The following is a 20714-nucleotide window of genomic DNA, read 5'->3' as shown; positions in this document are numbered from 1 at the left end:
TATCGTGTCGTCACTGCTTCCTCAGCCAAGGAGGACCCGATGCACTCCACAGGCTCCGCGCTCGCCGATGCTCCGCCGGGTCGCGCGACGGGAAGCGGCGCGCTCGAGCGCGTCTCCGACGTCGCGGCGGTCGGCGGACTCGCCCAGCGCATCCTCGACCCGTCGCGGGTGCGCCCGCTCGTGCTGCTCAGCACCCGGGTGGGGCCGCGCGGTCATGCCGCGGCGCCCGCGCCGGTCGACGCCGTGCCGTTCGACGTCGACACCCTCCTCGCCGAGGTCGGCGACGTCGCCGACGTCGTGCTCATCACGACCGGCGACCCCACGATGGAGCTCGACCGCCTCCTGCCGGCGCGCTGGCAGGTGTACGGCGGCGCCGCGCGCTCCTACCCGGCCCGTGTGCTCGCCGACCTCGACGTCCGGCGGTCGCCGCTGCGGTTCCCCTCGCACGGGGCGACGCGCGACACCGAGCTGCTCGTCTCCGACGCGGTCGGCCACGCCCACGCCGCGGGGCTGTTCGCGCGTCCGCCCGCCGACGCGCGGCGAGTGGCCGGCGAGGTGCGCGGGTTCACCGCGGGCGACTCGCGGGCGATCGTCGCCCTCGACGGCGGCGCGGGGCTCGTCACGGTATGGAGCGAGCTCGTGTTCCCGCCGCTGCCGCTCACCTGGATCGTCGAGAAGGGCCGGCGCATCGCGGGCACGCTCGACATCGCGACCCGGCGGCTGGCGCTCGACGAGGCATCCGCGTCGCACGAGTCGCTGGCGGCTCGGTTCGCGCACGGCACCGTGACGCTCGTGCTCGTGACCGCCGTCGAGGCCGATCGCGCGACGCTCGCGCTGCATCCGCGGGTGCCGGTGCACGTGCACCGCACGGATGTCTCGCCGAATCCGCTCGACCGGCTCGACCTGCTCCTCGCCGAGGGCGAGGTCGTCGCCGCACGGGTCGTGCACCTGTCGGACGGTACGCTCCACCTGCGCCTGACCGACGTCGACGACGACGAGCCGGTCGCCCCGGCGGTCGCGCTCGTCGCCGGCGGGTCGCCGTGGCTCGAGGCGGGGCGGTCGATGCCGCGGCCGTCGGCGGCCGGATCCGCTGCCGCGAACGCGCCGCACGATGCCGAACCGATCGGCGCAACCGCGCCGCCGTCGGCACCGAGCCCCGTGCCGGTCGTCGCTCCGGCCGTGCGGCCGCGGCCCGGGCCCGGCCTGCGGCAGGTCGTCGAGGCTCGGGCTCCCGAGACGACGACGCCGGCTGAACCACCGGCCGCGGCACCGGTGCCCGGGCCGACGAGGGCCACGCCGGCACCGGTGCCGACGGCGATGCCGTCACCGACACCCGCACCCGCACCGACGCCCAACCCCATCGCACCGACGCCAGCGCCCTCCCCCGCCGCCCGCCACGCGGGCGCCGCGATGCAGTCGTTGCAGGCCTCGCTCGACGTCGCCCGCCGACGGATCACCGAGCTCGAGGCCCGGCTGGCGGAGGCCGGCGCCGCCGATTCCGACCTCGCCCGCGAGCGGCAGGCCGCGGCCGTCGTCGCCCAGCGCCTGCGCGACACGAAGGCCGAGCTGGGCGACGCCCTCGCCGACGTCGATCGGCTCCGGCACGATCACGCGGAATCCGGGCGGATGCTCCGCGACGCCCGTCGCCAGGAGACCCGACGTGCCGCCGCCGGCGGAGCCGCGCACGCCCACCCGTCCCCGGCCGCCCGTCGCGCGCGCTGGGCCGACCCGGCCGAGTGGGTGCGGCACGAGGTGTGGTCGGCGTGGGCGGAGCGCATCCCGGTCGGCGACCAGGCGGGGCATCCGCTCGGGCCGTTCACCGTGGGCGCCGGGTTCGCCGACTCCCTGTCGGCGCTCGACGACGGGCAGTTCGCGAAGGCGATGAAGGCGGTCGTCGACGTGGTCAGCGGCATGGCGAAGGACCTGCCGGGTCGCGACCTGCACCGGCTCCGGGTCTCTGACGCGGGCGGGTCGGGCTTCCGCGAGCGCGACGACGGCTCGCTCGCGATGCGGTGCGCGATCGAGCAGAACACGGCGTCGGCGCGCCGGCTGCACTACTGGGTGCTGCCGCAGGGCGCGGGCGTCGAGCTCGCCCGCGTCGGCCTGCACGACGACACGTCGATCTGACCCCGCCGTCGCAGCCCCCCGGCCGGCCCGGCCGGCCCTGCGGGCGCGGCCAGCCCTTGCCCGCCCGAGCCTGCCGGCGCCGGCCCGAGCCTGCCCTCGCCGGCCCGAGCCTGCCGTCGCCCTCAGTGCCAGCCCTGCTGTCGGCCACGCCCGAGCAGGAGTACCTTCACCGCTGGACGGCCTCGCACGGGGGCGGGCCGCAGCGGGATCGGGGGACCCCATGGCCGAGGACGACCTGCGCGTACGACGCGACATCTGGGCACTGCAGCCGACGGCGGCGGAGCCGTGGCATCCGATCGTCGACGCCTACGAACGCGCCGTCGCCGTGATGCAGGAGGACGGCGCCGTGCCGCCGAAGCACTGGGGCTGGCAGGCGGCGATCCACGGCATCCCGGGCGGTTCGAACGACCCGCGCCTCGAGCAGTGCCAGCACGGCACGTGGTACTTCCTGCCGTGGCATCGCATCTACCTCGCGAACTTCGAGCAGGCGCTGCGCGAGGTCATCGAGACGCTCCCGGATGTCTCCGACGAGGTGAAGGCGACGTGGGCGCTGCCCTACTGGAACTACCACCGCCCGGGCGCCGATTCGATCCCGCACCCGTTCCGCGCGCGGACCCGCGGCAACCGGCGCAACTTCCTGTTCGACCCGCGGCCCGGCGGCATGCCGCTCTCGCCGGGTTCGCTCGACACGTCGTCGTGGCTCGATGTGCCGCTGCCGTTCTCGGGTCCGCTCGACGGGCCGTTCAGCACGGTCACGTTCGGCGGCGAGCAGACCGGGTTCCTGCACGAGGCGCGCGGCGGCGGCACCGGCCACCTCGAGTTCGCCCCGCACAACTCGGTGCACGGCCAGATCGGCGGCAACATGGGCGACCCGGCGACCGCCGGCATCGACCCGCTGTTCTGGCTGCACCACGCGAACATCGACCGGCTGTGGGAGGTGTGGCGCACGACGCCCGCCGGCCTCGGACGCGACGAGACGTCGGCGGCCTACCTCGACCTGGAGTTCCCGTTCCTCGAGACCGACGGACAGACGACGTCGCCGTGGACCGCGCGCCAGGTCGTCGAGACCGCCGGCCTCGGGTACGCGTACGAGGACCTGTCGAAGCCGGGGGCGAGGTTCGTCAACGGCGTGCCGGTGCCCGAGGCGCCGGAGCCGGAGCCGGGTCGAGGGCCCGGCCCGTTCGAGGAGGGGGTCGTCGTGCCCGAGCCATCCGAACCGCCCGTGCCGCCCGAGGGCGAGGGCGCGCCGCCGCGCCCGCTGCCGTTGCCCGAGCCGCGCCAGGTGCAGCGCATCGGCGCGCTCGACCGCACGCTGCGGCTGCGCGACGGCGAGGAGTCGAGGATCGAGATCCCGCTCGAGGAGGCGCCGGTGCGCGCCTTCGAGGAGGGGGTCGCCGACGAGGCGGCCGCGGCGGAGCCGCCGACCCGGTACTTCGTGCGGGTCGACCACTTCTCGGTGCGGGGCACGTCGAACCGCATGTACGAGCTCTACCTCGACCCCGACGGCGAGGGCACCGAGGTGCCGCGGTTCGTCGCGGTGCTGTCGCCGTTCGGCGCGCAGCGCGCGGAGGGCGCCGACGCCGAGCACGGCCTGTCGTTCACGTTCGAGGTAACGCGCATCGTCGAGGACCTCGCCCGCCGCGGCGCCTGGAACCCGGAACTCGCCCGGGTCTCGCTGCGCCTCGACGGCGAGCCGACCGAGGAATCGCCGGCACCCGACGTCTCGATCGGCAGCATCGACCTGTTCGCCGGGTGAGCGGCACGTCGTCATGACCGGGATCGCGGCCGCACCCGCTCGCACGGCCTCCGCGCCGCGCGGCGGGGCGCACGGCGGCGGGCACGGCGGCGCGGGCGCGCTCGCGCGCTGGGCTCGGGCCCGGCTCCCGGTCGAGTGGGCCGTGCTCGCCGTGGCAGCGGTCGCGTGGGCGGCGATGGTGGTGCCGCAGGTCGCGGGCGCGACGGGCGGATGGCTCGCGCCCGGCGGGCACGCGCACGGCGGCGGGGCGGATGGCTCGGGGGTGACGGATGGCTCGGGGGCTCCGGGCGTGGGCGCGACGGATGCCTCGGGCGTCGCGGTTCTCGGGGCCGCGACGCCGGCCGTCGGCGCGGCGCTCGCGATGTGGGCGCTCATGGCCGTCGCGATGATGCTGCCGACCGCGCTGCCCGCGGTGCGGTACGTGGCGCTCATGAGCCGTCCGGCGATGCGGTGGCGTCTCGCGGCGGCGTTCGTGCTGGCGTACCTCGCGGTCTGGATGGTCGTCGGTCTGGTGGTCGTCGGCCTCGCGGTCGTCGGCGCCGGGCCCGTGCTCACGACGACCGCCGTCGGCGGCGGCGCGCTCGCTCCGATCACGCTGATCGTCGGCATCGTCGTGGCGTCGGCGTGGGAGCTCACCCGCTGGAAGCAGCGGGCGCTCGCCCAGTGCTGCCGCACGGTGCCCATCCGCCTGCGGGGATGGCCGGCGACGGCATCGGCCCTCGGCTTCGGCGCCCGGAACGCGGGCTGGTGCGTCGTGGCGTGCGGACCCGCGATGGCGGTGCTCATGGCGGCGGGGCATCCGCTCGTGGCGACCGTGGTCGTCGGCGCGCTGCTCGCGAGCGAGAAGCTCGTGCGCCGCGGCGCAGCCATCCGCCCGTGGGCCGCCGCCACCGGCCTCGCCCTCGCCGCCCTGACCCTCGTCTGACCCGGTCCACGCCGGTTCCGCCCGCTTTTCCGGGTCATCCGTCCCCGTCCTTCTCACCGGATGAGGAGAAATCGGCCGACACGCCGGCACGAGGCATCCGACGCGCCGCCCGGCCGCGAATTCCTCCTCATCCGCGACAAGGGCCGGACGCACCCACGCCGGGCGCCCGACCTCCCGACCTCACCGCTGCCGCGACCGCACCAGGATCCCGCCGATGAACCCGAGCACGGCGCCGATCCAGACGAGGATCAGCCCCAGCCCGAGCGGCGGCAGCCCGATGACGACGGCGAGGAACACCAGCCACCCGGCGGTGAACAGCACGATGAGGATGGCGGCGACGCGGGTGAGGCGTCCCGATCGCCCGACCAACCCGAGCAGCATGAGCGCGGCGAGGAAGATCACGAGCGTGCGCATCGCCGGTTCGGTGAGGGCGATGTCGTCGAGGGACACCCCCGCCCGGGCGACCATGGCGATGAGGTCGATCGAGGGCAGGAACGCGGTGAATCCGGCGAACCACTCGACGAGCGCGCCGACGATCGCGAGGATGCCGCCGAGGATGACGAGCACGCGTCCGGCGATGGGGCGGCGGTCGGCGGAGGCCTGCGTGAACGTCGCGTGCGCCTCGATCGCGCGCACGCCGTCGGTCGCGACGATCCGCAGCCGGCGGGTCGCCGACTGGCCCGGGTCGGGCCGCGGCGCGTCGACGACGAGTCGCGAGCCGCCGATCGTGCCCGGCGGCACGGCCACGTCGGTCGGGGTGAACGTGCAGCACGCGGCGCCGTCGTCGGATGCCCCCTCGAGGCGCACGACCAGCGGCTCGACGCCGCGGCGGTTGTCGACGGCGACGTGGAACGTGCCCTGCCGCTCGTTCACGAGGAGCTGCGACGGCGGGTCGACGGCGAGCGCGGCGACGAGGATCGGCTCGGGCGGCGACGACAGCTCGACGCTTCCGGGCGCTTCGGTGTCGTGCACCCCGTCGGAGACGACGATGGTGAACGGGTACGTCTCGGTCTCGCCTCGGGCGGGCAGCGGGGCGCTCAGGCGTCCGCGGACCCGTTCGACCTCGCCGGGTTGCAGCACGACCTGCGCCGAACTGAACGCGAAGCCGATGCTCCGCGCCGGGTCGCGCCCGCTGAGCGTCACGGTGACCGGGTGGTGCCCGCCGCGGTGGTCGATGAGCACGTCGAAGTCGCCGGTCGCGCCGTGCTCGATGCGGAACGCGCTCGGCTCGACGCGCGCCCGCACGGGCGCGTCGACCTCGACGGCGGCGGTGCGCTGCACGATGGTGACGGGCACGGCGGTGCGCCCGGCGTCGTTGCTGGCCTCGACCGTGATCTGCCGGCTGAGCTCGCGCCCCGGCTCGGGCTCGGGCGCGGTGAACGACACGCGGACCTCGACCGCCTGCCCCGGCGGCGCGGTCACCACGGCTGGCGCGAACGCGAACCGCACGAGCGCCTCGGAGTCGGCGGCCGACAGCCGCACGGTCTGCGGGAAGTTCGCCGCCCGGTTGTCGAGCCGCACCGTGAACTCGCCCGCGGCGTGATCCTCGAGGCGGATCAGGCTCGGCCGCACCTCGAGCGCGACGCTCGGCCCGACGGGCGGCACGGTCAGGTCGAGCGCGGCGTCGGCAACGAGGGTCGGGTCGGCCTGCGACCGGATGCGCACCGGCTGCACGAGCCGCTGCGCGAACACGAGCACGCCCTCGCGGAGGGCGAGGCGGACGGGCACCGCGAGCTCCTGCGCCGGCATCAGGTGCGCATCCCCCGGCTCGAACACCAGCCACGCCGGCGGATCGACCGCGACGACGTCGTACCCGTCGACGATCGACGACGGGTTGACGAGCCGCAGCGTCGCGGTGGCGGGGGCGTCGGGCGTGAGCAGCACCTCGGTCGCGTCGAACGACGCCTCCGGCGCCTCGACGCGGGCCGGCGCGGCGGTGGCCGCGGGCGCGGTCGCCTGGCCGGGTGCGGCGGGCGGCGGGGTGGCGGATGCCTCGGTCGGAACGGGTGCGGCGGGCTGGCCGGATGCCCCGGGTTGAGCGGATGCCTCGGGCGGGGTGGCCGCCCCAGGCGGAGCGGTCGGCGCGGGTGACGTGGATGCCTCGGCCGGGGCATCCGCCGTGGCCTCGCCCGTCTCAGCCGGCACCGGCACGACCGGCGGCGTGTCCTGCTCGGTGATCACCGAGTCGACGACGGTGGGCACGCTGCCGGCGAGCGGTTCGCCGTCGAGCGTCGCCGCGCCGGAGTCCCACCCGAGGTACGAGTTGCAGGCCCGGCAGAACCTCGCGGACGCGTCGTTCGTCGTCCCGCACACCTCGCACACGCGTTCCGCCATACGCCCTCCCGCGTCAGGGCGAACCTAACGCCGGGGCTGCGCGGCGGCCAGCGTCCTGCCCCAATGGGCATCGACGTCTGCACCAGCCGCGCGCGGCCCGTGATGCGGGTCGCGGCGACGGTCAGCCCACGGCGTCGGGCCGCGGCGCGGGTCAGTGCGCGGCGCGGGCGCCGGAGGAGTCGTGGCCGGCGAGACGCATCCGCTCGGCGACGCGCTGCACCAGGGTGCGGTGCTCGGCCGCACGCTCGGTGCGCTCGGCGGCGAACGCCGCACGGTCGGCCGCGAGCCGGCGGTGCTCGTTGACGCGAGCCGCCTCGAGCTCGTCGTGGCCCTGGAGCGTGTGCGAGATGTAGCCGAATGCGAGGTCCATGGTTCCGATCCCTCCGGGATTCCGCGGCCCGTTCGACCGCCTGCATCCAGATTCCTCGCTGAGGTAGGGCCTCCGTATCGGGCGACTGCCGTATCTTCGGCGACCCCGCGCCTGAGGTGCCTCAGCGGATGCCTCAGACCGCACCCGGGCCCAGTGTCAAGCCGCTGCCGCGGCGCTCCGAGGTGCGCGAGGGCGTCGGCACAGGCGCTGCCGGCGCCTCTCGACCGGCGGTCGCGACCTCCGGCGGTCGAGGAGCGCCGGCGCGCAGCGGCGACGCGTTTCGAGTCCCGACGTCAAGAAGAAGTTGACGCCGAATCTCCCGTCAATCTACGGTTGACACATGACCGACCCTGCGAAGCCCCGTCTCTCCCCCGTCTCCGCCACCGGCCTCAGCATCCTGCCGCTCGGCATCGTGCTGACACTCCTCGGCACCACCCTCGTCGAGGGATTCCTGGGCGGCCTGCTCACGGGCGTCGGCGTCGTCATCCTGGGCGCCTCCATCGCTGTGCTCGTCAGTGCGATCCGCGCGTCGAAGGGCGACGACTCGCGCGGCTGGTGGCGGCCGAGCGGCGACGCCTGATGACCGCGCTCGGCGACGCGATCAGCCGCGCGATCCTCGAGGCCGCCGACATCCGGCTCGACGCCGCGGGCGATGCCGCGATCGCCCCCGACGCGCACCTCGCCCTGATCCGGTCGAGCGCCGCGGCCGAACGCGAGGTGCGCGTGGCGCTCCGCCAGGCGGTCGAATCGGCGCGCGCCGGCGGCGTGAGCTGGAGCGCCATCGGCACCGAGCTCGGCATGAGCCGTCAGGCGGCGCAGCAGCGCTTCGGCGACGGATCGCGCACGGATGCCTCCGGCGAGGCCGATCCCGAGTACCGCTGGCTCGGCCCGGTCACCGCGTTCGACGAGATGGGCGAGCTCGCCCTCGCCGGCCGCGCCGGATGGCACACGGTCGAGGCCGCGCTCCTCTCCCACCGCATGGTCCGCACCGACACCCAGTGGGAGCACAAGCGCCTGATCGGCCGCGGTCCCTCCCGGCGCGAGTCGCAGGAGGGCTGGGTGCTCGCGTGCCAGATGTTCCCCTGGGCCTACCTGGTCCGCGACCTCGGCATCCCGCCCGAGCGGTAGCGCTCGCGGCCCCCTAGTTGGGCGGCGGAGCCGCCGGCGCAGCGGTCGGCGCGGGCCACGGCGGCATCCCGGCCACCGGCACCGGCGCCGGCAACCCGGTCGGCGCGGGCCACGGCGGCATCCCCGCCGCAGGCACCGGCGTCGGCGCCGGCACCCCGGTCGGGGCAGGCCACGGCGCGACCGGCGGCACCCACCCCTGCGGCTCCTCCCGCCACTCGTCGACCTCGCCGTAGGCGAGGTACGCCATCCACACGTACGGCAGCAGCACGAAGAGCGCGGTGTAGCCGGCGCCCTTGCCGAACCCGGCGCCGATGCGGTGGCCGGCGATGATCAGGAAGACGGTGGTCACGATGCTCGCGCCCGGGAGGAAGACCAGCAGCGCGAGCCATCCCGGCTGTCCGCCGAGCTCGAGCATCCGCCATTCGTGGTAGATCGGCACCCAGGCGGGCCATCCGTCGTGGCCGGCGCGGCGCAGGATGCGGGAGAACAGCACGCCGGTGAGCACGTACCCGAGGATCATCATGACGCCGAGCGCGGCATAGGCGGCGACGAACCAGGTGAGCCACATCGTGGGGTCGGAGGAGCTGGTCACGAGGGAATCCTTCCGCTCAACGCTCGGGCATCAGCCGGAGGCTGAGGTAGGTGGGGATGTCGTTCGCGAGCGCCGCGTCGATGGATGCCTCGTCGGGGCACTCGGCGTACACGAACACGACCTCGCCGAGTCCGCCGACGACGCGGCTGAGCATCGCGCCGGTCACGCCGCCCGGGTAGCTGAACCGCGCGAGCGTCGCGTCGGCGGTGCCCCGCTCCTCGCCGCGGACCGTGACGAGCGTCGAGTCCTCCAGTGCGAGCTCCTGCGGCGGAACGCCGAGGAACCACGAGGCGAACTCGGCGCTCGCCGACCGGTCGCCCGCAGCCAGGTCGATGCTCGGCTCGACCAGCCCGTACCAGTACCAGATCTGGCACCCCGTGGCCGGGTTCGCGTACCCCAGCTCGCTCGGCCCGTCGGGGTCGGCGATGCCCCATGCGGGATCGACCGAGAACGTCGGCACGATCCGGGTGTCGTACGGCCCCGTGACCTCCGCGCCCCACGGCAGGTCGAGCGGCGGCTCACCGTCCTCCCCCACGACCGCGTCGCCGTCGCCGCCCGCGTCGCTCGCGGTCACCCCGTCGGGGTAGTCGAAGGCCTCATCGGATGCCTCGCCGAACGCCTCGATCGACTGGAAGGTGACGACCGTCACCCCGCCGATCGCCAGCACCGCGGCGACCAGCGGCAGCAGCGAGACGAGGATCGCCGCAGTGACCGCCCACGCGAGCCCGGTGCGGCTCGCCTGAGGCGGGCCGGGACGACTCGGCGGCGCGTGAACGGCAGGCGGATCCGGCGGGGCGATCGTGTCGTGCGAGGCAGGGGGAACGAGACTCACGTCGGCCTTCCGATCGGGGGCGGCGGCGCGGCGGCGCGCACGGGGTGATCGGATCGTAGCGGAGCACGCCCTCCGTTCGCGCGGCAAGCCGCGCCGCGCCGCGCCGCGCCGCGCCACGCCGCTGAACGGTTCTCCGATCCGGATATGCCGATTCCCCCTCATCGATGAGGGGAAATGGGCACACGCGATCCCGAAAACGGCTCGCGGAGACGTCGGCGCCTATCCGCCCACCCGAGCGGTCAGCGAGGGCACGAGCGCGAGCGCGGCGGCGATCCCGAACACAGCTCGCGGCGACGTCGACGCCTATCCGCCCACCCGAGCGGTTGGCGAGGACACGAGCGCGAGCGCGGCGGCGACCTCGCGCTCCGTCTGCGCGAGCAGGTCCGCGAGCTCCGCCGGCACGACCTCCGCGGGCCGCCAGCGCGAACGCGGTGCGAAGCCGATGCCCGAGCGCAGGTCGACGAGGACCTTCGCCGACGCGGGGTACGTCGGCCCCATCGCCTGCTCGGCCGCCCCCAGCGCGGCCTGCAGCGCGAGCGCCCGCGGGCTCGCCCCCTCGGCGCGGACGAGGTCGATCAGCCGGGCCACGGCATCGGGGTGGACGTTCGCGATCCAGCCCGACAGGCCGGCCGTGCCGGCCGCGACCGACTGCGCGAGCGTCTCGATGCCGGCGTCGAAGACCCGAAGCGGCGTGCCCTCGGCGAACCACACGCGCGTGGCCATGCGGCCGACGTCGTGGCTGGTCTCCTTGAAGAACGCGAAGCGCCCGGTCTCGGCGAGCGCGCCGACGGTCTCGTCGCGCAGCACCCGGTGGTACGGCATCGGGCACTCGTAGACGCCGAGCGCGACGTCGGGGTTCGCGGCCGCGACCACGTCGACGAGGTCGAGGAGGCGCTGGTCGGGCTCCCCCTCGGCGAGCGCGACGGATGCCACGAGCACGACGATGTCGACGCCCGTCGCCGCCAGCCGACCGACCGCGTCGGCGACCTCCTCGTCGGTGCCGGCGGAAGCGATCGCCGCGGCGACCGGCACTCGCCCGGCGGCCCGGTGCACGACGCGTTCGGCGACGAGGAGGCGTTCGAGCGGGGTGAGTTCGTACATCTCGCCCGACAGGGCGACCGGGAAGAGCCCGGCCGCTCCCTGGTCGATGAGCCAATCGGTGTAGCGATCGAGCACCGCGAGGTCGACCCGCCCGTCGGCGTCGAACGGGGTCAGCATGACCGGCCAGACGCCGGTCGGGGCGGGGGTGGTCATGGTGCGGGGTCCTTCGGTCGGGAGGGAGAACAGAGCGGCGAGGGTAGCCGCGAGGACCCGAATGGTCGCCTGCGGCCCGGCGAGGCGACCATTCGGGTCCGTTGGGTGGCCCGTCGGGCGGGCTACCCCTTCACGGTGACCTTCACCGCCTTCGACGCCGTCTCGCCGTTCGCGTTCGCGAACACCGCGACGAGCGTGTGCTCACCGGGTGCGACGCCGGTCAGCTGCACCGAGGCCGACTGCGCCGCCGGCGTCGCCGCGACGAGGTCACCCGACCCGACGACCGCGCCGTCGAGCTCGAACCGATACGACGTCGCGTTCGTGCCCCACCACAGGTTCGCGGTGGCGGTGAACGATCCGGCGTTCTTCTTCTGGTCGGTGCTCACCACGGGCACGCCCGGCGCGGCATCCACCACGCGGACGGTCGTCGACGACGTCGCCGTCACGCCCTTCGAGTTGATGAGCTCGGCCGTGTACACGTACGTGCCGTTCGCCTTGCCGGTGAACGTCACCCCGGTCGTCTGCGACATCCCGGCCGTCGAGCCGAGCACCTTCGTCGAAACGAGCGCGCCGTTCTCGTACAGCCGGAACACGCTGCCCGGCACGCCCCACCAGAGGTTCGCGACGACGTCGTAGTTCCCGTCGTGCAGGCCGTACTCCCACCCGCTCGTGTTCGAGAGCACGGCGCGACCCGGCGCGGCGGCGGCCTGGTCGGCCGGCAGCACGAGCAGCGTCGACGAGGCGGATGCCACGAGCCCGGCGTGGTTCGTCGCGGTCACCTCGACCGTCATGTCGCCGAGCAGGCCGAGCGCAGCGAGGTCGACCGAGGCATCCGCTGCGACCTGCTCGCCGCCCACGGTGACGGTCACCGACCGCACGCCCGACTCCGGGTCATCCGCCGTGATGCCGAGCTGGAGCGGGGCATCAGCGACGACCGTGCCCGACGGCAGGCCCGCGATCACGGGAGCAGAGGCATCCGAACCGGGCGCGTTGACGTACGCGATCGACGCGGCGGGCGGCTCGGCCATGTCGGCGCCGATGAAGTACGACGGGTTCGGCGGCTGGTTGTAGGCGGAGTTCTGCCCGGCGACGCCGACGCGGTACTGCGAGTCGTGCATCAGGGTCGGGATGCGCTCCTCCGTGACATCCGTCGTCGTGTAGATGCGGATGGAGTTGCCGTCGGCGGCCCGCACCGCGAGCTCCTCGCGCCAGTCGCCGAACAGGTCGGCCTGGACCACCGGGTTGCCCTTGGTGGTGTTGTTCGTGAGGGTGCCGTCGAGGCGGAGCAGCTCGACCTCGGACTTCGTGGCCGGGTCCCACTTGGAGATCGTCGGCACGCCCGAGGCGTTCGCCTCGGAGTAGTCGTGGTCGGTGATCTCGCGAGTGAGGTCGCCGTCCCACCAGGTGACGAAGTTCGCCGCCGGGATCTCGGTCGACAGCACCTCGCCGGCGGCCGACTTCAGGGTGCCGGTCGGCGAGTTCCACGCGTAGTCGCCGCCGATGTTCCACGCCTCGGCACCGGGGTGCGTCGGGTCGATGTCGGCGGCGGCGCCGCGCCCGGTGTCCTTGGTGGACTTGGTCGACCACAGCACCTCGCCGGTCTCGGCGTCGCGCAGGGTGGCGCCGTAGCCGCCGTTGCCCGGGATCTCCTCGTGCACCGCGAACACCTCGAGCCCGGGGCGGTCGGTGACGAAGTCGCCGACGTGCAGCGCGTCGCCGTGCCCGAGGTCGGTGTTGTAGAGCACCGTGCCGTCGTCGTCGATGGTCATCGAGCCGTAGACGATCTCGTCGAGGCCGTCACGGTCGACGTCGGCGGGCACGAACTGGTGATTGCCCTGGCCCTCGTACTCCTTGCCCGCGACATCCGAGTCGAACTTCCAGCGCTGCTGCAGCTTCCCGTCGACGAGGTCCCACGCGACGATCACCGTGCGCGTGTAGTAGCCGCGGCTGGTGACGAGCGACGGGTGCTCGCCGTCGAGGTACGCGACGCCCGCGAGGAACCGGTCGACGCGGTTGCCGTACGCGTCGCCCCAGGCGCTCACGTTGCCGCGGCCCGGGTCGTAGGCGACGGTGTCGATGGCGGCGCCGGTCTCGCCGTCGAAGACGGTCAGGTACTCGGGCCCGCTCAGGATGTACCCGCTCGAGTTGCGGTAGTCCTTGGATGCGTCGCCGATGACGGTGCCGACGCCGTCGACCGTGCCATCCGCCGTCTTGAACGCGACCTCGGCCTTGCCGTCGCCGTCGAAGTCGAAGACCTCGAGCTGCGTGTAGTGCGCGCCGGCGCGGATGTTCACGCCCAGGTCGATGCGCCACAGGCTCGTACCGTCGAACTTCACCGCCTCGGCGTACACCTTGCCGGTGTAGCCCGACTGCGAGTTGTCCTTCGAGATCGACGGGTTCCAGAGGAACACGAGCTCGTACTCGCCGTCGCCGTCGACGTCGCCGACCGTGCCGTCGCCCGGCCAGTAGGTGACGGTCTTGCCGTCGGGCAGGGTGTCGTCGGCGGGCTTGTCCAGCGGGATGTCGAGGAACTGGTCGCTCCAGACGGTGACGTCCTGGGCGACGGTGACCTCGCGGGTGGTGTCGGCGCCTTCGGCGCCCGGCTCGATCGCGGTGATCAGGTAGGTCGACTCGGCCGTGCCGTCGGCGTCGACGAAGTTCGTCGTCTCGGTGATCGGCTCGTCGTTCGCCTTCACGCCGTCGCGGTACACGTTGAACGCGAGGTCGCGGGCGTCGAGGCCGAGCAGGCGCCAGCCGAGGTAGATGCCGCCGCCTTCGCTCTCGCTGCGCTGCACCGCGACGGGCGCGCGGTCGAGGTACTCGGCCTGACGCACCAGCGTGGTCGCGACCTCGGTCGCGAAGGTGGCGGATGCCTCGGACGCACCGCCGGCGTTCTGCGCGACGACCCGGTACAGGTAGGGGCGCGTGGTCAGCACGTCGGTGTCTTCGTAGCTCGACGACGTCACCGTCGCGACCTGCTCGAAGTCGAGGTCGGCGCGGGTGCTCCGGAAGACCTTCCACTGGAGCGCCTCGGGGTCGTCATTCCAGCCGATGGTCACGCTGTTGCGCTGGATATCGGTGGTCGCGAGCCCCGTCGGCGTCGCCGGCTTCGCGACGGACGGGTCGGTGACGGATGCCCCGAGCCGGGCGCTCTGCACCGAGACGCGGGTGCCCTTCACGGTGGCGATCGTGTAGTCGTACGACTCGCCGAGCGCGACGCCGGTGTCGGTGAAGCTCAGGCTCGAGGCATCCACCGTGCCCACCTCGGCGAGCGCGCCGCCCGGCGCCGAGCGGAAGACCTTGTAGCCCGTGGCCTCCGGCACGGCATCCCAGCCGAGCGTGATGGCCTCGTTCACCGCGTCGACGTGCGTGGCCGCCAGGTTGGCGGGAGCGGCGAGCGGCGTCTGCACCTTGATGCCGTTGATGCGGCCGTCGCCGCTCGTGACCTTGATGGTGAGCTGCCCGTCGGCGACCGCGATCGCCGGGAAGTACGCCTCGTGGATGTTGCCCGTCGTCGTGCTGGGACCGGCGTACGCGGTGCCCTCGATGTCGAAGCTCGTGCGGTTGCTCGCGATCAGGTCACCGGCATAGGTGGTGACCTCGTACGTGCCGTTCGGCACGTCGACCGCGAACACCTGCGTGGCGCCGATCGTGAAGTCGCGCCCCACGACGTTGTCGCCGCCGCGGTCGCGGAAGTTCGCCGCGGGCGGCGCCGTCGTGAAGCCGTAGCCGCGCGCGGCCGTGTAGGTGGTACCGGGGTTGATGCCGATCCAGCCGGGAACGACCGGGGTGGCGGGCCCGCCGAAGTCGAAGGCGTAGTCGATGTTGGCGTCGGCTGCGGCGGCGGGCGCCGTGGCGGTGAGCGCGCCGGCGGCGACGAGCGCGGTGCCGGCCAGCACGGCGCAGAGGCGCGCGGCGCGCGCGCGACTGGCATGACGGACGTGTGGACTCACGTGATCTCCTTCGATCGGGTGCCCCTGCCGGGGCCTGCCTGTGGTGCTCAGCAGCGTCCGTGCTCGCCGCGTGGATTCGGGGTCGACGCGAGAAAGCGCTTTCCCTTGAATCGTCTCAATCCTTGCCGGTTCACGCCGAGGCGTCAAGACTCCGATGCATGGCTTCGACGACCAGCAGTCCAGCCGCCTCAATCAACCCTTCCTGCAGGTCGCGAGCCGACGGCCCTGCGCGTCGAAGTCGAGCTATGCTCGCGTCAGTGCGGAAGGGGGCGTCGTGGACTGGGGGGCTCTTGCCGCGGTAGGCGCGTTCTTTCTCAGCATTGTGGCGTTCGTTGTCGCCCAGCGAGCAAATCGACGCATCGCAACGGACGCCCGACGACGTGAAGTGGTTGACCCGCTCCTCTTCGCAGCCTCGGACCTTCAGAGTCGGCTCTGGAACATTCTTCGCCCAAAGCGCGAGCCAGACGCGGCGCCTACCGGCGATGATCTGAAACTCGCGAGCGAATACACCGTGTTCGTGTTCGCTCAATACTTCGGGTGGTGGGAGTCCGTTCGGAGGACCGCGGTCGCACGCGATATTCGGATGCCGCGCTCGCGTGCCGCCGAACGGATCGGCGATGTCGCGTCACGCGGTCGTCCGAGTATGGCGATCATCGGGCGGGAGATCAGCGATGCGCTCCGGAAGACGTCCGAGTTCGGCACGACTCTCCGCGTCAGTAACGGCGAGCAGCATGCAATCGGCGGCGCGATGTTCCGGTGGGAGATGGTGGGCGATGCCCGCGTACCAGACGTTCTGCGCTTCGACGAGTTCATAGGCCGCCTGCATTCGGACCCCGAGTTCCGCGCGTGGTTCGGCTCTATCGAAGATGGCGTGACGACGCTACTCATAGCCCCAGAACAGCACTCGGAGGGGCGCGCACGCCTCGAACTTGTACAAAGTCTGCTAGTCGCACTCATCGATACGCTCGACCCACGCCACGAGATCTTTCGGCCGCGTGAACCGCTCATCGGAACGGCGAGACTCCGAGCAGCGCTCGACGATGCGTTGCGGTAGGTACCACCGAGGTCAGCTACCGCCGGATCCTTTGAGAAATTCGTACAACATCGCCGGCAGCGCTTTACTCAGTTCCGCGAACAGCCCCGTATCCCCGAGCACGTCATCGACGATCTGCGGCGTTTCCTCCCGCACATCCATGACGGCCTTGGTGAACGCTTTCGGCAACGCCGGCGACTCGGCGAACTGCTGCGGCGTGTTCACCTCCGCTTGGTGCACGAGCTCCACATCCACGGCGAGCTTGCCCATGATGTGGCTCACGGTGAGGTCGACCGCACCGGGCGTGTACTTGTCCCCGAACCGCTCGTTAAGCTTCGCGATGATCGCCTCGAGCGCGCTGCGGTACTTCTCGTGCACCGCGCCCGATCCGATCGCCGAGATCGGGTCCAGCCCCGGTCCCTGGCCGAGTTGCAGTTGAACGGCCTCGCCCGGAGTGATTTGAACGCCGGCGAGCGTGACCTGCGAGATATCCACCGGTTCCGCGTATGTCGCGGTCGAGAGTTGCGGCAGAATGCGCCGGAAGAAGTAGTGCCGGCGCGGCAGGTCGGTGTCCTCCAGGTTCCTCGCCTGGGAGATGAAGTCGTAGAACTTCACAAATGCGCCGAGGTCCTGCTTGAACAGCCGCAGCTCGTCCTGCTCGGCGGTGTCGCCGTCGAGCACGGCCGACACCCACCGGGTGGAGAATCGCGAAACTGCCGGGGCGGTCGCGGCCGACACCTTCGAGTTCGCGTTCGTCCCACCCATCAGCGCGGCATCGAACGCCTGCTCGACCTCCTGCATCGTGTAGACCCCGGCCGCATCGAGCTTGGTTACGAGGTCGTAGATCAGATTCGGGTCCGTCGTCGAGGTCAGCGAAGCTTTCCGGAAGTACGGCAGGAACGCGTCGAGCACATCGGCAGGCTCGTTCACGAAGTCGAGCACGAACGTCTTGTCCTTGCCCGGGTACGTGCGGTTCAACCGCGACAGAGTCTGCACCGCCTGCACCCCGCCGAGCCGTTTGTCGACGTACATGCCGACCAGGCGGGGCTGGTCGAACCCGGTCTGGAACTTCTCCGCGACGATCATCACGTTGTACGTCGACGGCTTGAACGCCTCCGCGAGATCCGACGTGTACAGGCCCGGGTTCTGCGTCTTCTCCGTCAGCCCCTCACCGACATCGTCCGGGTCATCCACCGTGCCCGAGAACGCGACGAGCGCGCGAACGCCCTGCACCTGCGTGTCAGCGAGGTATTGGTCGAGGTACTTCTTCCACCGCACCGCTTCCTTGCGCGACGCAGTAACGACCATGGCCTTCGCCTTGCCGTCCAGCAGCGGCTGCACGTAGGTGCGGAAGTGATCCACGACGATCTTCGCCTTCTGGCTGATGTTCGTCGGATGCAACCGCACGTACTGCACCAGCGCCTTCACCGCGGTCGACTCGTCGACCTCGTCCAGCCCGTCATAGTCCGCACCCGGATGCTGCAACTGCCACGCCACCTTGTACGGCGTGTAGTTCGCCAGCACATCGAGGATGAACCCCTCCTCGATCGCCTGCTGCATCGAATACAGATCGAACGGCTCCGGCAACCCAGCCGAATCGGATGCCTCGGGCGACACAACACCGGATGCCCCGTCGGGCACCCGCCCGAACAGCTCGAGCGTCTTCGCCTTCGGCGTCGCGGTGAACGCGAAATAGCTGATGTTCGGCGCCTTCGCGGTGACCTCCATCGCCCACTGCAGGTACGCGTCCGAATCGATCGGCGCACCCTCCGCGACCGCTGCCTGCTCCTGCGGCGAGAGCACCTTCGTCAACGCGCCCGCGGTCGACCCGGTCTGCGACGAATGCGCCTCATCCGCGATCACCGCGAACCGCCGCCCCTGAAGCGCCGGCAACGTCTGAATCGCCTTGATCAACGCCTCGAACGACTGGATCGTCACGATCACGATGTGCTTGCCACCGGTCAGCGCGGCCGCGAGCTCGGATGACTTCGATTCCCCCGATTCCCGGGTGATCGACTGCACCACCCCGGCCTGCTTCTCGAACTGCGAGATCGCGTCCTGCAACTGCTTGTCCAGCACCGTGCGGTCGGTCACCACCACGACCGTGTCGAACACCCGCACGTTCTGCTCGTCATGCAACTGCGACAGCCGGTGCGCGAGCCACGCGATCGAGTTCGTCTTCCCCGACCCGGCCGAGTGCTGCACCAGGTACCGGTTCCCCGGCCCCTCCACCCGGGCCGCCTCCACGAGCCGGGTCACCGCCCGCCACTGGTGATACCTCGGGAACAGCACCTTCTCGGTCTTCGTCTTCTTCCCCGTGTCCGGGTCCACGTCGACCTCGACCTGCAGGTGCACGAACGACCCCAGCAACGCCAGCCAGGTATCGCGCTGCAGAATCTCCTCCCAGAAATACGACGACGCCGACCCGTCCGGGTTCACCGGGTTCCCCGTACCCTGATCGTTCCCCCGGTTGAACGGCAGGAACCGGGTGTTCGCGCCCGCGAGCTTCGTCGTCATCCGCACCTCGGAGTTCGACACCACGAAATGCACCAACGACCGCCTGGCGAACCCGAACAACGGCTCCCCCGCCGGGTCCCGATCGAACCGGTACTGATCCACCGCGTTCCCGATCGGCTGCGTGAAATCGGTCTTCAACTCCACCGTCGCAACCGGAATCCCGTTCACGAACAACACCAGATCCAATGCCTTGAGCGGATGCTTCGCCGAATACCGCACCTGACGCATCACCCGCACCCGCATCTTCGAATACGCGTCCAACGTCGCCGGATTGTTCGTCGTCGCCGGCCGAAACTGCGCCACGCTGAACCGCACCGCCCCACCATGCAGCGGCACCAGCTGGAACCCCTCATGCAGAACCCGGATCGTGCCACCGTTCTTCAACGGATCATTGTCCAGCGCCTTGCCCAGCCGCTTCAGGATGTCCCGACCCGCCGCGTCCCCCTGCGCCACTGTGTCGCCGGGGCGGACGACCTTCTCGAACTCGGCCGGCTGGGTATCGGCGAGCCAACCCAGCACGTCCTCGGGGAAGAGGGCGAGCTCACGGTCGTAGCCGGCATCGGTCGGCGAGTACAGCCAGCCGTTCGCCGCCAGATGCTCCGCGATCTCGTTCTCGAGCACCGACTCCAGATGCGCACCAGCGATACCGGTCATGCCGCCACCCCCACATCGATCTTGCCCGTCACCGCAGCCGAAATCAGGGCGGCGCGGCGCTCACGAGCCAGCTCGACGCCCCGCCGTGCTGCGCTCACGGCTTCATCCATTCGAGCCGTTGCCGCATCGAGTTGGGCGACGATCTCACGCTGCTCATCGATAGGGGGAACGAGAATCTTGAATGACGCGGCGTCCGCCTGGTAGATCGTTCGATGGGTCGAGCCAGTCATCAACCGCTCAAACTCCGGCTTCATCGCTTGGAACTGATACCAGAGATACTCGGAGGCAAGGGCCCCACCCGGCACCCAGTTCCAGAAATCCTGGCTAGTGGCCATCGCAGTTCGCATGATCCCGGAGAAGCCGACGGACGCGGTACGCGACAGCGCCACTGTCCCGGCAGGCAGCAACTCTGCCGCCGAATTCTCAAGCCCGAGAACTGAGATCCTCTCGTTCGTCGCCCCCATCTCTCGCCGGCCTTGGCGAAGTTGCCACACGTCCGCGAGAGTGAACCACGGGATTTCGCAATCCACCCAGTACTCAGGGTGCTGGCGGCTCGGGGTGTGACCTGTTCTCATTGAGGCGAAGCGACGAATGTTGCCCACCTGCCACTCACCTGGCACCTCGCCTGCCCACTCGACGCCACTCCACCTAAGTTGAGCACGTGCCTTGACGCCGCGTGAGACGACCCTGGAGATGACAGCCGCGCGGCGTTCGGTGAGGAGGGCGATGAGTTCCTCGTTCTTCGCGATGAACGCGTCGATCTGCGCCGTCTCCCGATCCAGATAGTCCGCAATCGCCCGCTGCTCCGCAGCGGTAGGAACGAGGAGCGGCGTGACTGCGAATTGGGCGGGATCGAGATCCCACTGATTCGGCCTGATGCCGGAGGAGATCGCCGCCATATGGTCCGCGTACTCCTTACTGCGAAGCAGGTAGTGGGCAAACCGTCGCTCGAAGCTGCCGGTTGCCTTGTAGACGAAGTAGGCGGGGCTGACGATGCCGTCGTGATCGGAGATGCCCAGCGAGCCTTGCCATGCCTTCATTTTGTTGACGACCAGGTCGCCAACCGAAACGCGCTGGTACTTCGACAGGTCTTCAGACGGCTTGTTGAAATTGTCATCCCGGCTCGCCTTCGGGACTACGCCGTACTCCCGGTAGACCGACAGCAACTCCTCAGTGCCGTCTCCAAGCGTCTTGCCACGCCGGAACTCACTCCATAGGGGCCGGACCGTCCAACCATCA

14 protein-coding genes are annotated in these 20714 nt (G+C 71.5%); 6 read left to right on the top strand and 8 right to left on the bottom strand.

The window, feature by feature from the left end:
• Positions 1-39 precede the first annotated feature (39 nt).
• The 3 genes from ACGGZK_RS06940 to ACGGZK_RS06930 all read left to right on the top strand — a co-directional run bounded on the left by ACGGZK_RS06940 (position 40) and on the right by ACGGZK_RS06930 (position 4808).
• The gene (locus ACGGZK_RS06940; RefSeq protein WP_395245543.1) at positions 40-2127 is read left to right on the top strand and encodes a hypothetical protein; all 2088 of its coding nucleotides are present in this window, start codon (positions 40-42) and stop codon (positions 2125-2127) included.
• Positions 2128-2347: 220 nt separating this feature from the next.
• Positions 2348-3883: a tyrosinase family protein gene (locus ACGGZK_RS06935; protein ID WP_395245542.1), complete on the top strand. Its 1536-nt coding sequence runs from the start codon at positions 2348-2350 to the stop codon at positions 3881-3883.
• 13 nt (positions 3884-3896) lie between these two features.
• Positions 3897-4808 carry a DUF2182 domain-containing protein gene (locus ACGGZK_RS06930; RefSeq protein ID WP_395245541.1) on the top strand — a complete coding sequence of 304 codons (912 nt, stop codon included), beginning with the start codon at positions 3897-3899 and terminating at the stop codon, positions 4806-4808.
• A gap of 180 nt (positions 4809-4988) precedes the next feature.
• Here the strand turns inward: ACGGZK_RS06930 and ACGGZK_RS06925 are convergent, their stop codons facing one another.
• Complete coding sequence (locus ACGGZK_RS06925) at positions 4989-7142, bottom strand: hypothetical protein (RefSeq protein ID WP_395245540.1); 2154 nt, start codon at positions 7140-7142, stop codon at positions 4989-4991.
• Positions 7143-7293: 151 nt separating this feature from the next.
• Positions 7294-7512: a hypothetical protein gene (locus tag ACGGZK_RS06920; protein WP_395245539.1), complete on the bottom strand. Its 219-nt coding sequence runs from the start codon at positions 7510-7512 to the stop codon at positions 7294-7296.
• 340 nt (positions 7513-7852) lie between these two features.
• Here ACGGZK_RS06920 and ACGGZK_RS06915 point away from each other — a divergent pair, with 340 nt between their 5' ends.
• On the top strand, positions 7853-8092 hold the full coding sequence (locus ACGGZK_RS06915; protein ID WP_395245538.1) for a hypothetical protein: 240 nt from the start codon (positions 7853-7855) through the stop codon (positions 8090-8092).
• The gene (locus ACGGZK_RS06910) at positions 8092-8640 is read left to right on the top strand and encodes a hypothetical protein (RefSeq protein ID WP_395245537.1); all 549 of its coding nucleotides are present in this window, start codon (positions 8092-8094) and stop codon (positions 8638-8640) included. Before ACGGZK_RS06915 ends, ACGGZK_RS06910 begins: the two co-directional genes overlap by 1 nt.
• Before the next feature lie 13 nt (positions 8641-8653).
• Here ACGGZK_RS06910 and ACGGZK_RS06905 read toward each other — a convergent pair whose 3' ends face one another.
• The 4 genes from ACGGZK_RS06905 to ACGGZK_RS06890 form a co-directional block, all read right to left on the bottom strand.
• Complete coding sequence (locus ACGGZK_RS06905) at positions 8654-9232, bottom strand: DUF5684 domain-containing protein (protein WP_395245536.1); 579 nt, start codon at positions 9230-9232, stop codon at positions 8654-8656.
• 16 nt (positions 9233-9248) lie between these two features.
• Positions 9249-10064, bottom strand: a complete 816-nt coding sequence (locus tag ACGGZK_RS06900; protein ID WP_395245535.1) for a hypothetical protein — start codon at positions 10062-10064, stop codon at positions 9249-9251.
• Between the two features lie 303 nt (positions 10065-10367).
• Positions 10368-11318: a dihydrodipicolinate synthase family protein gene (locus ACGGZK_RS06895; RefSeq protein ID WP_395245534.1), complete on the bottom strand. Its 951-nt coding sequence runs from the start codon at positions 11316-11318 to the stop codon at positions 10368-10370.
• 122 nt (positions 11319-11440) lie between these two features.
• Positions 11441-15271 carry a hypothetical protein gene (locus ACGGZK_RS06890; RefSeq protein ID WP_395245533.1) on the bottom strand — a complete coding sequence of 1277 codons (3831 nt, stop codon included), beginning with the start codon at positions 15269-15271 and terminating at the stop codon, positions 11441-11443.
• Positions 15272-15545: 274 nt separating this feature from the next.
• Between ACGGZK_RS06890 and ACGGZK_RS06885 the strand changes: the two genes are divergently transcribed.
• Positions 15546-16325: a hypothetical protein gene (locus ACGGZK_RS06885; RefSeq protein ID WP_395245532.1), complete on the top strand. Its 780-nt coding sequence runs from the start codon at positions 15546-15548 to the stop codon at positions 16323-16325.
• 12 nt (positions 16326-16337) lie between these two features.
• Here ACGGZK_RS06885 and ACGGZK_RS06880 read toward each other — a convergent pair whose 3' ends face one another.
• Both ACGGZK_RS06880 and ACGGZK_RS06875 read right to left on the bottom strand, forming a co-directional pair.
• Entirely contained in the window at positions 16338-19475 is a 3138-nt protein-coding gene (locus tag ACGGZK_RS06880) for a type I restriction endonuclease subunit R (RefSeq protein ID WP_395245531.1), read from the bottom strand.
• On the bottom strand, positions 19472-20641 hold the full coding sequence (locus ACGGZK_RS06875; RefSeq protein WP_395245530.1) for a restriction endonuclease subunit S: 1170 nt from the start codon (positions 20639-20641) through the stop codon (positions 19472-19474). The genes ACGGZK_RS06880 and ACGGZK_RS06875 overlap by 4 nt, the downstream gene beginning before the upstream one ends.
• Positions 20642-20714: the final 73 nt, after the last annotated feature.

The sequence above is a fragment of the Agromyces sp. MMS24-K17 genome, assembly GCF_043950245.1.
Classification (GTDB): domain Bacteria; phylum Actinomycetota; class Actinomycetes; order Actinomycetales; family Microbacteriaceae; genus Agromyces.
This window is presented reverse-complemented; position numbering and strand designations above follow the sequence as displayed.

Excerpts from the sequence above, each read along its gene's own strand:
- ACGGZK_RS06940 (WP_395245543.1), top strand. The coding sequence starts at position 40 with ATGCACTCCACAGGCTCCGCGCTCGCCGATGCTCCGCCGGGTCGCGCG.
- ACGGZK_RS06935 (WP_395245542.1), top strand. The coding sequence starts at position 2,348 with ATGGCCGAGGACGACCTGCGCGTACGACGCGACATCTGGGCACTGCAG.
- ACGGZK_RS06930 (WP_395245541.1), top strand. The coding sequence starts at position 3,897 with ATGACCGGGATCGCGGCCGCACCCGCTCGCACGGCCTCCGCGCCGCGC.
- ACGGZK_RS06925 (WP_395245540.1), bottom strand. The coding sequence starts at position 7,142 with ATGGCGGAACGCGTGTGCGAGGTGTGCGGGACGACGAACGACGCGTCC.
- ACGGZK_RS06920 (WP_395245539.1), bottom strand. The coding sequence starts at position 7,512 with ATGGACCTCGCATTCGGCTACATCTCGCACACGCTCCAGGGCCACGAC.
- ACGGZK_RS06915 (WP_395245538.1), top strand. The coding sequence starts at position 7,853 with ATGACCGACCCTGCGAAGCCCCGTCTCTCCCCCGTCTCCGCCACCGGC.
- ACGGZK_RS06910 (WP_395245537.1), top strand. The coding sequence starts at position 8,092 with ATGACCGCGCTCGGCGACGCGATCAGCCGCGCGATCCTCGAGGCCGCC.
- ACGGZK_RS06895 (WP_395245534.1), bottom strand. The coding sequence starts at position 11,318 with ATGACCACCCCCGCCCCGACCGGCGTCTGGCCGGTCATGCTGACCCCG.
- ACGGZK_RS06880 (WP_395245531.1), bottom strand. The coding sequence starts at position 19,475 with ATGACCGGTATCGCTGGTGCGCATCTGGAGTCGGTGCTCGAGAACGAG.